At 53.0% G+C, this 14,671-nt stretch carries 11 protein-coding genes and 1 riboswitch; of the genes, 7 read left to right on the top strand and 4 right to left on the bottom strand.

Annotated elements, in window-relative coordinates; genetic code table 11:
- Positions 1–19: 19 nt before the first annotated feature.
- The 5 genes from KRAC_RS51515 (at position 20) to KRAC_RS51495 (ending at position 5,645) form a co-directional block, all read left to right on the top strand.
- The gene (locus KRAC_RS51515; RefSeq protein WP_007920931.1) at positions 20–1,243 is read left to right on the top strand and encodes a macrolide family glycosyltransferase; all 1,224 of its coding nucleotides are present in this window, start codon (positions 20–22) and stop codon (positions 1,241–1,243) included.
- Positions 1,244–1,379: 136 nt separating this feature from the next.
- A complete protein-coding gene (locus KRAC_RS51510; RefSeq protein ID WP_007920930.1) occupies positions 1,380–2,192 on the top strand; it encodes an ABC transporter ATP-binding protein in 813 nt (270 codons plus the stop codon).
- A gap of 21 nt (positions 2,193–2,213) precedes the next feature.
- Positions 2,214–3,476 carry an ABC transporter permease gene (locus tag KRAC_RS64265; protein ID WP_007920928.1) on the top strand — a complete coding sequence of 421 codons (1,263 nt, stop codon included), beginning with the start codon at positions 2,214–2,216 and terminating at the stop codon, positions 3,474–3,476.
- 147 nt (positions 3,477–3,623) lie between these two features.
- Positions 3,624–4,295 carry a response regulator gene (locus KRAC_RS51500; protein WP_007920926.1) on the top strand — a complete coding sequence of 224 codons (672 nt, stop codon included), beginning with the start codon at positions 3,624–3,626 and terminating at the stop codon, positions 4,293–4,295.
- Positions 4,296–4,349: 54 nt separating this feature from the next.
- Positions 4,350–5,645: a sensor histidine kinase gene (locus KRAC_RS51495; protein ID WP_040447520.1), complete on the top strand. Its 1,296-nt coding sequence runs from the start codon at positions 4,350–4,352 to the stop codon at positions 5,643–5,645.
- 214 nt (positions 5,646–5,859) lie between these two features.
- Here KRAC_RS51495 and KRAC_RS51490 read toward each other — a convergent pair whose 3' ends face one another.
- Complete coding sequence (locus KRAC_RS51490; protein WP_007920922.1) at positions 5,860–7,614, bottom strand: peptide ABC transporter substrate-binding protein; 1,755 nt, start codon at positions 7,612–7,614, stop codon at positions 5,860–5,862.
- Positions 7,615–8,228: 614 nt separating this feature from the next.
- On the opposite strand from KRAC_RS51490, the gene KRAC_RS51485 reads away from it, so the two are divergent.
- Complete coding sequence (locus tag KRAC_RS51485; protein ID WP_007920921.1) at positions 8,229–9,392, top strand: aminotransferase class V-fold PLP-dependent enzyme; 1,164 nt, start codon at positions 8,229–8,231, stop codon at positions 9,390–9,392.
- A gap of 49 nt (positions 9,393–9,441) precedes the next feature.
- Here the strand turns inward: KRAC_RS51485 and KRAC_RS51480 are convergent, their stop codons facing one another.
- From KRAC_RS51480 to KRAC_RS51470, 3 genes are all read right to left on the bottom strand, one after another.
- A complete protein-coding gene (locus KRAC_RS51480; protein WP_007920920.1) occupies positions 9,442–10,950 on the bottom strand; it encodes a glycine hydroxymethyltransferase in 1,509 nt (502 codons plus the stop codon).
- A gap of 41 nt (positions 10,951–10,991) precedes the next feature.
- Positions 10,992–11,080, bottom strand: a riboswitch (ZMP/ZTP riboswitch).
- 76 nt (positions 11,081–11,156) lie between these two features.
- Positions 11,157–12,929, bottom strand: coding sequence for a PAS domain-containing sensor histidine kinase (locus tag KRAC_RS64260; RefSeq protein WP_169461053.1), 1,773 nt, complete (start codon positions 12,927–12,929; stop codon positions 11,157–11,159).
- Between the two features lie 116 nt (positions 12,930–13,045).
- Positions 13,046–13,666, bottom strand: a complete 621-nt coding sequence (locus KRAC_RS51470; RefSeq protein ID WP_007920916.1) for a TetR/AcrR family transcriptional regulator — start codon at positions 13,664–13,666, stop codon at positions 13,046–13,048.
- A gap of 117 nt (positions 13,667–13,783) precedes the next feature.
- On the opposite strand from KRAC_RS51470, the gene KRAC_RS51465 reads away from it, so the two are divergent.
- The gene (locus KRAC_RS51465) at positions 13,784–14,671 is read left to right on the top strand and encodes a TIGR03621 family F420-dependent LLM class oxidoreductase (protein WP_007920914.1); all 888 of its coding nucleotides are present in this window, start codon (positions 13,784–13,786) and stop codon (positions 14,669–14,671) included.

Below are 14,671 nucleotides of genomic sequence, written 5' to 3'. Positions count from 1 at the left end.
TCGCGGGAGGAAATAAAAAATGGCAACCGTGGTATTTTTGAGTTTGCCTGCACAGGGGCATATCAATCCTACTCTTCCACTCGTTACTGAGCTGGTCCGCCATGGTGAACAGGTCATCTACTATACAAGTGATGAATTTCAAGCAGCAATTGAACTGGCAGGAGCGACATACCGTTCTTATGGCAAAGCTTTTCCACTCGACCTGGTACACAACCAGTACAAGTTTGAACACCATCCCTTGCTAGCAGTTGAAACGCTTTTGGAGACAAGTCTCTGGGTGCTGGCACACTTGCAAGCAGAGATACAGGCATCTTGCCCAGATTACCTCATTTATGACGCATGCTGCCTCTGGGGCAACTTCCTGGCACAACTTTTACATCTACCAGCCATCGCCTCGCTTTCAACCATGGCGGCCAATCAACGTATCCTGAATGAAATACACGCTTCCATTCATGAGAACGTCACGCAGACGCCGTCCAGAGAATATGAATATCTTCAGCGATGCCTGATACTACTCGCTATCCTATGCGACCACTATCACCTCAAGCCTCCTCAAGACATTTTTGCCATATTCCACAATTATGGGGACCTGACCCTTGTCTATACCTCCAGAGCATTTCAACTCGACGCAGACTCCTTCGACGAAGGCCGCTTTAAATTCGTTGGGCCCCTCATAGCGTCACGCTCTCAGGCTCCCCCATTCCCTTTCACCAATCTAAGCAGACAGCCACTCATCTATATTTCGCTAGGAACCATGTACAGTGACCGTGCCGCCTTCTTTCACACGTGCCTCGAGGCTTTAGCTGAGAGCCCCTGGCAAATAGTCATGGCTACTGGTCATAACCTTGATCCTGCCTCATTAGAACCACTGCCTTCTAATATCATCATGGAGAGATTTGTGCCACAACTCGAGGTACTTCAGCATAGTGCGCTATTTATTACCCATGGTGGCATGAACAGTGTTAGCGAGGCATTGTATTATCATGTGCCGATGGTGGTTATTCCCCAAAGTATGGACCAGCCATGGAACGCGGCACGCGTCGCTGAACTGGGGGCCGGCAAGGTGCTTACCAATGCCCAGGTCACTCCCGAGAGCTTACACCACAGTGTCGAAGAAATTCTAGCTAATCCCAGCTTCACGAGAGCAGCCACATCTATAGGAGAATCGCTTCGCCAGGCAGGAGGCGTGCAAAGAGCCATAACTGAGATTCTAGCTTTTAAACGTGCAAGAAACATTCCCTAACAAACTTTCGGGACCATGACTTTCGACATACTCCGAAATATGTCTTTCCATCCTTCCTCTCAATCACTGTATAAAGCTATACTTTTCTTGATCTCGACAATACACAAACCTTCAGCGTGCAAGGAGCCACTCATATATGGAAGAAGCACTCAAAACGTCACTAGAGACCTGGACTGGGAACACATCACAAAGTGGGATAGAGGTTGAGGCGCAGCATCTAGACAAGACCTTTGGCAAGCATCACGCGGTCAAAGATGTCTCGTTCACCATCGGCAAAGGTGAAATCTTCGGCCTGCTGGGTCCCAATGGAGCAGGCAAAAGCACAACCATCAATATGCTCTGCGGCTACCTCGAACCGACATCTGGCGAAGTCCTTATCAATGGCCGCGCTATTACCAAAGAGACACGGAAAGTAAAGCGTATGCTCGGTGTCGTGCCTCAAGAGATAGCTCTCTATAAAGACCTCACAGCCTTAGAGAATCTCCATTTCTTCGGCGAGATTTACGGTCTCTCCTCGCAGCAATGCCGACAGCGAGCCGATGAGCTATTGCGCTTCGTCGGCCTCTATGACAGGCACAAAGACCAGGTAAAGACCTTCTCTGGCGGCATGCAACGCCGAATCAATATCGCCATCGCACTCATGCACACACCCACCTTCTTGATGCTGGATGAGCCAACAGTGGGCGTTGACCCCCAGTCTCGGGAGCACATCTTCGCCCTCATTGAACGCCTGCGCGACCAGGGGACAACTATTCTCTATACCACCCACTACATGGAAGAGGCCGAACGGCTCTGTAACCGCATCGCCATTATGGATGAAGGTCAGATCATCGCCCTGGGCACGCTAGAAGAACTCCTGGCCCTGCGCCAGCAGAACCGCGAGATACAGCGGCCCCACGGACTCCAGGAATTGTTCATCCAGCTCACAGGAAAAACTCTGCGCGACTAAATTTCATGGAAGAGGAAAAGTATGAAAACGCTCTGGTCCATTGCCAAAAAAGACCTCTTGCAGGTCATGAAAGATAAAGGCTCTCTGGTGCTCCTGCTCCTGGTCCCCCTGATACTTATCACGACGGTCGGGCTTGCCTTTGGCAATCTCTATAGTAATAGCTCTACTCAGATCACAATTAAAGTGGCTATAAGCAACCAGGAGACAGCCTCTGACGCCTATCTTGGTAAAACGCTTGTAAACGCGCTTAAGATCAACACATCACAACTCCAGATCACTGTCAATGAATATCACACTTCAGCTCAAGTTATCGACCAGGTCAAAGCCCCGGATGGGGCGACAAATGTCGGTATCATCGTTCCAACCGGGGCAAGCCAGGCCTTGATAGGCGGCACGCCTCAGCATATCGCTGCCACAAAGCAGGTCCAATTCTATACTCTGCCTAACAATAACGATGCGCGTATTACGATTGTACGCAACATCGTAAATGAGGTCGTTCAAGCTCAACTGACGGGAAACGCAGCGGTAAATCAGGTCTATGCCGTCTGCAATCAGCCTGGCAACCACTGCACACCAGGCACTATTCATCCCATAAGCATCGCGGCAAGCGTTGTCAGCGCTAATCGGGGAAGCGACCAGGCTATTCAAACGCTCTCCGCGGGTGAAGCCACCAAAGTGAGCGCGTTCGACCAGTTGGTGCCTGGATACGCTGTCTTCTTCGCGCTCTTTGGCCTCAATGCTGTGGCGGCAACCATCTTGCAGGAGAAAGAGGATGGCACCTTCCGCCGCCTGCTGGTCGCTCCAATTCAGAAGTATGCCCTGTTGGGCGGCAAGTTGCTGGCACAGTTTCTCCTGACCCTGACTCAGCTTGTGGTACTCTTCGCGATTGGCTACTTTGTGTTCAAAATGCATATTGGCTCCTGGCCCTCGGTCATCCTCTTACTGGTTAGTACCAGCTTTGCCACGACGGGCCTGGGAACACTGCTCGTATCACTGGTACGCACCCGCCGCCAGGTCAACCCGATTGTCAGCCTGGTAACCCTGGTAACCTCCGCAATTGGCGGAGCCTGGTGGCCCCTCTTCATCGAACCCAAATGGATGCAACAGCTCGCCAAGATTGGCATTACGGCCTGGGCCATGGAGGGGCTGAACGGGAGCATGATCTTCGGCAAAGGCTTTATGGACATCCTGCCAGATATCCTGGGCCTGCTCGCCTATGGCGCGATCTGCTTCATTATCGCCCTACGCTTCTTCCGCTTCCAGGAGAAAGTCGCAACTGCGTAAGGAAAGGGTAAGGGTGTGAGAATGTGCCTGGGCAGCCGCAGGCTGCCCAGGCACATTCTCACACCCTTACCCTAGATTTGACAGCGCCGGCGTTTGCGCCATAATAAGGATAAAACACAACATCTGATTGCCAGGAGGAGAGCAGGCATGACTGAGACGATTCGTATCTTGCTTTGTGAAGATCAGACACTCATGCGCCAGGGGCTGCGCACTATTCTTGAACTGGAGCCTGGTATACAGGTAGTCGGAGAGGCCGGCGATGGCGAAGAGGCCGTCGGGCAATATGCGTCGCTACGCCACCAGGATAAGGGGCCTGACGTGGTCCTGATGGATATTGAGATGCCACGCATGAATGGGGTGCAGGCAACCGCTGCCATCGTCCAGAGCGATCCCCAGGCTAGCATCATTATCCTGACGACCTTCGACTATGAGGACTATGTCTTCGACGCCGTTAAAGCCGGGGCCATGGGCTACCTCCTCAAGGATGTTCCCGCCAACGAGCTGATGGCCACGATTCGCCAGGTCTATTCAGGAGTGCCATCGATCCAGCCCAAGATCGCCAGCAAGCTCCTCGTTGAGTTCGGGCGCAAAGAGCGGAGCGCCACGCCTGCCCGTCCCGCACAAGAAGAGACGCTGAGCCCACGTGAGATAGAGATCCTCAAACTCCTGGCTGAGGGGGCCAGCAACCGCAAGATCGCGGAGCAACTTGTCCTGGCCGAGGGGACCGTCAAAAATCATGTCTCGAATATCCTGAGCAAGCTCCACACCGGGAACCGCACTCAGGCCGCTCACCTTGCACGTGAACGTAAATTGCTCTAACTTGGGTAAAACATCAAAAAGGGGCGAGGTATACGCATGCAAAGGAAAACATCATTGAGCATTGATATAGCCAGGGATGACGCACGCTTTCAGCGGAACTTCAGCCGTATGCTGATTGGTTTTGCTATCTTCACATTTTTCTTCCTCACCACACTCACCTATACTATTTTAAAGACCGCGCCAGTCTACATGCACGATTGGCGTGGCCCAACTTGCATTCTACTCATGGTGATCGCTTTCTCGTTCTATATCTTCCCAATTCTAATATCAATCGATATAATTCCATTCAGTTATGGCTGGCCTCCACCCTTATTATATTCTATAATTATCTGGGGAAGCTTTTACACTATCATATTCCTGCTCACCCGAATCGATCAAAGCTTCTTTTTGAGCTTGTATATCCTTTTTGGACTGAGCTTCAGCCTGTTTACGTCGCGACGCTTGTTTCTCGCCATTGGTATTATGGCTCTCACAATCTTTGGTTATGAGGGGTTACTCACCTGGCCGTTCAACCAGATTGCGCTCTTCGGCATCGCAAGTCAGTGTCTGACCTTCTTTAGCATCACAGGCTTTAGCATCCTCATTCAAAACCTTATAGCCGAACGCTTTAAACGTAATCACCTTTTTCAACAACTGCAACTCGCGAATACCGATCTAGAGGAGGCGCATCGCCAATTAGCGCAATCAGTGGAGCAGGAACAGGAGCTGGCGATCCTACGCGAGCGCACACGGTTGGCTCGTGAAATGCATGATACTCTCGGTCATGCCCTCGTGCTTATCACAGTCAAGCTAGAGGCGGCCCAACGGCTCCGCGAGCGTGATCCCGAGCGCTGCGACCAGGAATTAGAGTCCACCAAAGAGATCACGCGCGAGAGCATGAGCGCGCTGCGAGCCTCCATCGCGAACCTGCGTACACCTGCCTTACAGCATAAGGGAATCAAGCAAGCACTCATCCACTCACTCGATGAACTGAGGCAACGCGCTGGCCTGGATGTTAGCCATACTCTTCAGGGAGAGCTTGATAGCCTGGCAGATACATTGAAAGAGACGCTCTGGAAAGTAAGCCAGGAGGCATTCGCCAATATTGAGAAGCACGCCCACGCACAGCACGTAACGCTCTCCCTCAGACAAGAAGAAGGGAACCTCATCTTGATCATCCAGGATGACGGCATCGGGCTACCAACTGCCTATTGCCAGCATCAAGAGGATGGTAGTCTGGCATGCCACAGTCCAGAAGGCCACTATGGCCTACGGGGCATGCTCGAACGCGTCGAGAGCGTCGGCGGCCGCCTCTCACTCCGCTCTGGCGAGAAACAGGGCACAACCATTGAAGTCACGCTCCCCCTGTAGGGTCCATGCTTGCATGGACTCTCTGTTTGTATGGACCCTCTCAGACCCACAGGCCGATTTCCTGACGCTGGGAGGTCGCTCCGCTCGCAGTCCAAGCCAGCTTGGACCCTACGCGCTCTCTGGCTTCTTTTCTCGCTCAATTAAAAAGAGGCATCCCGGATAGTGTATCCGAGATGCCTCTTTGCCTGCCCTCTATGAGGACTAGCGTTCCGACTTACTTGTACGAATTGGTGTTGGCACAAGAAGAATCGTTGGTCTTGTAGATGTTCGCCCAGTCATCTGGTGGGGTCATGTTCTGCGCGTTGTCTACCCAACCCTTCACGCAGGGCTTGAGCACATAGCTGACCGCTGACTGGTAAGTCGGCGCCCAGGCAACATCATTGATGAGCTTCTGCTCAATCTGGTTGTACTGTGCCATGCGACTGGTCTGGTCGACAATGGTATTGGCTTTGACCATCGCGTCCTGGTTGGCCTGCTGCGCCACAGCGGTTTTGTTGCTGCCCAGGCCATAGTTGACCTGGTTATTGCTTGATCCCTTGCCAAAGAGCAAGTCGGTCCAGTCCTGGGGATCGGGATAGTCGGCAACCCAGCCCGCGCTCCAGATCTGAAGGCCTTTGGCGCTGCCAACGGTCTGCGCCTCATCGTCGAGAAGCTTGTTAAAGTCTTCGTCGTTGATGGTGACATTGACGCCCAGGGCATCTTTCCACTGCTGCTGCACATACTGGAACTCGTTCTTGGCGGCGGCTGAACCACTAGTGGCAACCGTCAGAGAGACCTGCGGGAAGTTAGCGGTGGTGTAACCCTCTTCCTTCATACCTTCCTGGAACAGCTGCTTCGCTAGCGTCTTATCGCCCTTGGTGCTTGACACACCAGCAGGGCCAGTCAGATTCTGATCATAACCAGGCATGCCCTGAGGAACGATATGGTTGGTTGGCGCCACGCGATCTTTGTAGATGCTATGGGCAAGTGTATCGCGGTCGATAGAGAGCGCGAAGGCCTGGCGGATTTTGATATTATTGAAGGGTTTGGCCAGGTAGTTCATGCCATAGTAGTAAATGGCCAGGATGGGCGACTGGTGGTACTGCTGGTTAGGCATGGCACGTGCCTCATCCAGGTTGGGTCCGGGAACGCCCGAGAGATCGACCTGGTTGGACTTATACGCCTTGTAGACCGTCTGGGCATCTTTATAGAAGGGGAAGACAACCTTCTTCAGCTGCGGCTTGGCATTATAATAGTTCTCATTAGGTACAAAGCTGATCTGCTGACCGCTGATATGCTTCTCCAGCTTGAAGGGGCCAGAGGCGCCACCCTCATTCAGGTGAGCAGTCCATTTCTGATCGCCATACTTCTCGACGAAGCTCTTCTCCACAACGTAGGAGGTTGGATAAGTCAGCGCGTCCAGGAAATACTGAGCCTTCTGGCTGGTCACGATCTTCACAGTTGTGGGATCGGGAGCAAAGAGGCTATCGCCGATCAGGGTAGGCACCTTGCCAGCAAAGCGCTTATCCGAATCTTTGACCAGGGCCAGATACGAAGGCGCAACCGTCGACTTCAGCTCAGGCTTGAGCGCGCGGTCAATGCTATAGACCACGTCGTCGGCGGTGATGGGATTGCCATCGCTAAATTTAGTGCCCTGGCGCAGCTTAAAGGTCCAGGTCACGCCATCGGAGGCAACGGAATAAGACTCAGCCAGCTGAGGCTTGACCTTGAGGTTATCGTCCAGCTGTACAAGACCCGTGAACATCATCTGAATAGCTTGTGCAGATGCAGTATCCGTAGAGAGACCCGGGTCCAGGGTTGCGACATCAGATATGCCTCTTTGTGGATAGACAAAGATCTGCTTATCATCAGAGAGTTTAGTGCCTGTACTCGAACTACCTGTACTACCGCCACAGGCAGAGATGAGTACCGCAAGTAAAACAAACAAAGCGGGTAGGAAGCGGCCAGCCACTCGCTTGCGAGAAAACATAAGTCATTACTCCTTGTTTTAGAAACGCGAAAAACCTTTGCTCACTTATATTCTATAAATAGAAGCAGAACAAAAAACTATAAAGCACAATGAGCAATTATGCCCGATGGAAGGTGTCATAGTTTGATAGCGTCGGAGCTAAGAAGACTATGCTTATGTCTATCTTCGATGAATTAACAACAAGCATCAATCAACAAATACAGATATCTCGAAGAAGTTTGCTCTGATAGATCTATAGCTTGATAAGCGACAGAAGTAGAATCCCTTCTTGCGACCTCTGTAATATATTACGTAACCTCAATAAAAAATCTCACAGCAAATTGCTGTATTTTAAAAAATTCGCAATTTCTTGCAAATTCACTCAACAATAATGTTAAAATAAAGTATGTCTGACCGTTATCTTTCTTAATTAAATCGACTAAACGTGCTTATTCTTCAGGAAAGCCTTCTCACCTGCGGCGCACATCACCCATTACTCTCTTAAGGGAGTGGAAAATTAGTGCGAGTGGCGGTATGATGAAGGAAGTAACCTCGCTTAAAGACACAATGTGCAAGAGAGCGCGCCGCAGGCGCGAGGTATCACAAAAATCTCAGGCGAAAGGAACCCTCTATTTATGAGCGTTAAGCAACTTCTTCTCCCGGTGGCGGCTGAACACTTTCAGGTGCGACCCGATATTACCTTCTTGAACCATGGCAGCTTTGGCGCATGCCCTCGCCCCGTCTTCGCGACTTACCAGCAGTGGCAAAGCGCTTTGGAGGCAGATCCCGTTGAGTTTCTGGGTCGGCGCATAGATGATCTGTTACGCGAAGCCCGCCTACCATTGGCTGCTTACCTGGGAACACAGGCCGATCACCTGGTCTTTGTGCCCAATACAACGGCAGGCGTCAATATCGTCGCGCGCTCGCTTCAGCTTGGACCTGGAGATGAGGTGCTGGCGACCGATCACGAGTATGGAGCTTCAGATCGTACCTGGCGCTTTCTCTGCACCCAGAGAGGAATGAGTTATATCAATCAGCCAATCCCACTCCCGCTTGAGAGCGAAGAGGAGATGGTTGAGCAGTTCTGGCAGGGGGTAACACCTCGTACAAAGGTGATCTTTATCAGCCACATCACCTCACCCACGGCGCTGATCTTTCCCATGGCAAAGATCTGTCAGCGCGCCCGTGAGGCCGGTATCCTTACCGTCATCGATGGGGCACACGCGCCGGGACAGATTCCCCTGAACCTTGAAGAGATCGGCGCGGACTTCTACATTGGCAACTGCCATAAATGGCTCTGCGCGCCCAAGGGGTCCGCGTTCCTCTATGCCTCGCCCGAGCACCAGGCCCTCCTGCAGCCTCTAATCGTCAGCTGGGGCTACGAAAGCCTGAAACCTGGCATCTCAAGCTTTCAGGATTATTTTGGCTGGGTCGGCACGGATGATCCTGCGGCCTTCCTTAGCGTCCCCTCCGCCATCGCCTTTCAGCAAGAGCACAACTGGGACGCCGTACGCGCCGCCTGTCATGAGCTAGCGGCCTCGGCGCGCCAGGAGATTGCTTCTTTGCTTGGTACCCAGCTTATTTGTTCCGACACCTGGTGGAATCAGATGTGTACCATCCAGGTGCCCGATGGCGACTCTCTGGCGTTACAACGCACCCTGCGCGAGACATGGCACATCGAGATGCCCGTTGTCGTCTGGAATAACCATCGCTATATTCGCCTCTCCATCCAGGGCTACAACAGCCCCGCCGATGTAGAGCGCCTCCTGACTGCCCTTCACGCCATTTTTGTACAGTAAATTGTAGGGTCCAAGCTAGCTTGGACCCTACAATTGTTCAGGCCTACGCTTAAGCGAGCAGGGTGGTATCCAGTTCGGGATAGAGGGGATACTGTGAGAGGAGCCCATCGACGCGCTTGCGCGCCACGGCCTGCACGTTCTCATCCAGGACGTACTTGGCGAGACTGGCCTTGCCACTGGCGGTCACACTGGGCTTGGTGTGTGACAGCACGTATTTGATAATGCTCGCGATCTCGCGCATCTCTGTGCCCCCCATGCCCAGCGTGGTCAGGGCTGGCGTACCTAGACGCAAACCACTGGTATACCAGGGACCGTTGACGTCAAAGGGCAGCGAGTTGCGATTGAGCGTGACCTGGCAATCCCGGAGCGCCGCCTCAGCCTGGCGGCCTGTGAGACCAAAGCTCTGCGCCACATTGAGGAGCAGCAAGTGATTGTCGGTGCCACCGGTAGGTACCTGGAGGCCCTCATCGATGCACGCCTGGGCCAGGACCTGAGAATTCTCGACAATGGCATGCGCATAGGTCTCAAACTCTGGCTTGCTTGCCTCGCGGAAGGCGACTGCCTTGGCGGCCAGTACATGCGGGAGCGGACCGCCCAGGATCGCGGGACAACCCTTGTCGACCCACTCGGCGAACTCTTGCTTACACAGCACCAGGCCACCACGCGGGCCACGCAGGGTCTTATGCGTGGTACTAGTCACAACATGCGCGTAGGGAATGGGATTGTACTCACCGGTAAAGACCTTGCCCGCCACCAGGCCCGCGAAGTGTGCCATGTCTACCATCAGGATCGCGCCCACCTCATCGGCCATCTCGCGCATCTTGGCGAAGTTCAACTTACGTGGATAAGCGCTGTAGCCCGCCAGCAGGATCAGTGGACGCACCTCGTGTAGCTGCTTGCGCAACTGGTCCAGGTCAATCAGGCCACTCTCTTGATCCACGGTGTAGGAATAGACATCGAAGAGCGTGCTGGAAATATTATGCCGGTAGCCATGCGTCAGGTGCCCTCCGGAGTAGTAATCGAGCGCGAGCAGGCGCTGATTCTGCACGGTAGCTCGCACCTTATTCCAGTCCTCGCGGGAGGCCGTGGAGATATTCTCGATATTCAGGCTTTCAAGCAAGGGCTTCTGGGCTTTGCTTGAGAGGATGGCAAGGAAGGCCACCAGGTTGGCGTCAGCACCCGAATGAGGCTGGACATAGGCATGCTCAGCACCAAAGAGCGAACACGCCAGTTCTACCGCCTCAGCCTCAATGGCGTCGACATTATCACAGCCAGCATAGAAACGATGGTAAGGATGCCCTTCAGCATACTTATCGGTCAAGAGGTTGCCCATGGCAAACTGCGTCGCCAGGGAACTATAGTTCTCGCTGGCGATTAACTTCAGGTTCTGGCGCTGGTCCTGTAGCTCCTTTATGATGGATGCTGCGATGGTCGGCGAGACACTGTTGACCTGGTCGAGCGAGGCATAAAAAGCCGCGGCGGCTGAGTTGGGGGTGGCTCCATTGAGCGCTTGCAGATAGCGGACAAGAAACGTGGTTGGTGTTGCATTGATCGTCATAAATAGGTGCTCCTCCCTTTGCTATCAAGACATAACATAGGTGAAGCAGCCCAGGCGAGCGACTGTTTACTGCTTATTCCCAGGCTCCCTTGTGGTTCTTCCACTCTTATCGCCAGTTACCAGGGAACAGGAGATACTCTCCGTGCCTAACTATACCAGTCTGCATCATCTGAGTCAAGAATTTCTCGGAAAACGACCATACTCTCTTAAAGCGTGGCTAATGGTAGAGTGAACCAGAAGGTCGAACCCTCTCCTGGCTGGCTATCAACCCCTACCTCTCCCTCATGACTCTCAATGATCTCTCGGCAGATAAAGAGTCCCAGCCCCAGGCCTGTGCCAGAACCATACTGTACCTCGACGCCGGGCACGCGATAAAAGCGTTTCCAAACCTGCGCCTGCGCCTCTGGGGTAAGACCCGGCCCATGATCACGTACAGATACTCTCGCGCAAGTCTCCTCTTTGGCTAGCGTCACAAACACGGGCTGATGAGCCTCTGAGTACTTAAGCGCATTGGTCAGATAGTTGAGCAGCACCTGGCCAATCCGGTCTGCATCAGCCTCAACGAGTGGTGTGTCCTCATCTGGAAACGTAAGCTGTATACTCCGATCAGGTGCGGCTTGTCTCGAGTCTGCAACAGCATTGCAAACTATTTCCACCAGGTTACAGGGTTTCTTTACAATGATTAACTTCCTGGCCTGTATACGTGAGGCATCCAATAGTTCACTAATCATTCGCTCCTGCACCTGCGAGCGTTGGAGCGCATAATCAAGCGGGATCTGGATACGTTCAAGCGAGGTCTGGAGTTCTCGGGAGTCTTCCTGCTGCATAAACTTCTTCAGGCGCCGCAGCGCCAACTCCACATTGCCTTTAATCGTGGTCAACGGCGTTCTCAGCTCATGGCTGGCAATAGAGATAAACTCATCATAGTGCTTATTCAGCTCTTGTAGCGCCTGTTTTTTGGCGTTCTCTGTCGCCCACGATTCGAGCAAACGCACCTGTGCGATCACCAGAGCCGTTAATTTAGCGACAGCCTTGGCCAGGGCAATCTCTTCATCAGTATATGCGCACTCAACGCAAGGGAACTCCTCTTCCATCTTCGCAATGATAAAAAGGCCGATCAATTGTTCATGAAGCACCATGGGCGCCAGCAAGCGATAGCGAGCACTAAAGCTTAAGTGCGGTTTGACATAGGGCTGCTTTTGCAGGTCAAGCAAAACAACTTCGTTGGCATGCAGACGCGCAATGTTTTCAGTACTAATATAATCGGCAAGAGGAGCCTGCTCAGTTTCCGACCGTAGACGTTGCGTCTGCTCAGGTGTTAGATTGCCTGTACCAAGCAGGTGTTGTCGCTCGTCGGGACCTGACAAAGCAAAGACATCTACATACCTGCAATTCATGACTTGCGCAATGACATCGGCCAGAGCCTGACCCGCAACAAGGACCGGTGAAATTCCCTCAGCCACCTCTTCGCATGTGTGATCTTCCTGCCCTGGAATGGCGGCCAGTCTCTCTACCAGTGTCAGCAAGGAGGTAAATGCCTGAAGTGTACGGCACTCTTTCTGATACTTTGTACTTATATCGTGAAAGAGCATATAGCCGCCTATTAAATTCCCCTGCTGATTATAGAGTGGTGCACTGGTAATGTGGACGTGAATCTCTCCTTTCGCCAGTGTATGGATCGCGGTATCGCCCTGCTGAGCAGCTTGAAACTGTTCTTCTTCTGACAATTCGTGCTGGTCAGTGGCTGGTAGTTGGCACTCTGGATTATGTATGCTCAATGCATTGACAAACTGGCGGTATGTTTTTTTCCCCAGCACCTCTTCTGCTTGCACCCCAAAGAGCTGTAAGGCGGCAGCATTCGCATGTACAATCAAACCTTGCAGTGTGTGAACAAGTACTCCCTCATTTAATGAGGCAAATGCTGCTGCAAATAGCGTATCCAGCTCCATGTTTTCGCTTTGTTCATAGGTTCTTGTCAAGTCAATCACCTTCATTCTCTGTGTGAGGCACTTTGGCCTCATTGAAGGATGCAAGCCTGCCTGAAAACTCTCTCCCTTCTATGGTATGCACCTGGCAAAAAACTGTGCTCTTCTGGTTAGAATTGGTTTGATGCTAACGTGGCATGCACCAGTCGCTGTATCGCCGGTACAACCTCCTCTATAGGGCGCGCTGGCCCGGCCAGGGTGTCAAAACACTCAAAACTAAGCAATGTGTAGAGCATATTGACGATATCTTCGTGGGGCCGAAAAGCAGGAAGACTCTGCTGCTCACCAAAGCGCTGGACAAGTACATGCAAACCCTTGCGCCGCCGCTCGTCGCGCGCCCGGATAACTTGTTCAAATTCAGGGTCGAGCGCGGCCAACCCTCGTAACCTGCGCGTCACCAGGCGATCCGCCTGCCAGAAACGCGCAAAGACAGCGATATATGTATCCAGGGCCTCGAAGGGGTCCACCTGGCGAAAGGCGGAAGCTAACTGCTCCATCCCGCCTGAGGTCGCAAGCGAGTCACAAAGCGCTTCAAGCAGCCCCGTTTTAGAACCAAACTGATGATAGACTGTCATCCTGGCGACGTCTGCCTGGCGCGCAACCGCGTCAATGGAGAAACCAGATATGCCTTCATCTAACATCAGTAGCTCACGCGCAGCGATGAGAATACGGTTTCGCGTCTGTTCAGTTGCGGCCTGTCTCTGACCAAGACGATAAGGGCGCGGACTCATAGTTGTCTTGACACCTCTCATATTTTCATTGTATAGTCTGTATACCTAAATTAATTAAGCAGTTCGTCTACATAATATTCTTCGCGCAAGAGAGAGTAAAGGGAGGAGTGTATCAGCATGCCACGTCCATTTCGTTTCGGTGTCGTTGCCGCCTATACACAATCGCATAGTGCCTGGGTTGAAACTGCCCGCAAGGCCGAGACATTGGGATATGCCACGTTGCTCATACCAGATCGTGCCAATATTGGCAGTCTCGCGCCCCTCACGGCCCTGGCCACGGCCGCTGAGGCCACCACATCTCTGCATGTGGGGAGCTATGTCTTCTCCAATGAATATCGCCACCCCGTTATCCTCGCCCGGGAGGCGGCAACACTCGCCCTCCTCTCCGAGGGCCGCTTTGAGCTAGGGCTGGGAGCGGGCGTCGGCGAGGCCGAGGCCCGGCAACTAGGCATAGATTTTCCCAAGGCAGGCACACGGGTCGCACGCCTTGAAGAGACGCTTCAGATCACCAGGCGCCTCTTTGCGGAAGAGGTCGTCAACTTTACAGGCAAGCACTATACCCTGCGCGATGTTAAGGGCTTTATCGGCCCCATGCAGCAGGGACGCCCACCCCTTCTCGTCGCTGGAGCAGGCGAGCGTATGCTCAAACTGGCCGCCAGAGAGGCCGATATTATCGCCATTGGGTCCAAATTTACCGGGCGTGGACCTGATCCAGCTGATGCGACCCTGGAGCAGAAGTTGACCTGGATTCGCGAAGCCGCGGGAGAGCGTTTCTCCGAGCTTGAACTGAGCCAGACCATCTACTATATGCAGATTAGCGATAGTGTCAGCGAGCTTGCTCCATTGGTTGGAGGGCCACCCATACCTAAACAACCGTTTACAACAGAGCAGGCTGTCGCACATCTCCTTGAGCAGCGCGAGCGCTTTGGCTTCTCGTATCTCCAGGTCTACGAAGGCCAGATGGAGAACTTCGCGCCCGTCATAGCCCGCCTCGCCGGAAAATAA

The sequence above is a fragment of the Ktedonobacter racemifer DSM 44963 genome (assembly GCF_000178855.1).
In the GTDB taxonomy this organism is placed as follows: Bacteria; Chloroflexota; Ktedonobacteria; order Ktedonobacterales; family Ktedonobacteraceae; genus Ktedonobacter; species Ktedonobacter racemifer.
This window is presented reverse-complemented; position numbering and strand designations above follow the sequence as displayed.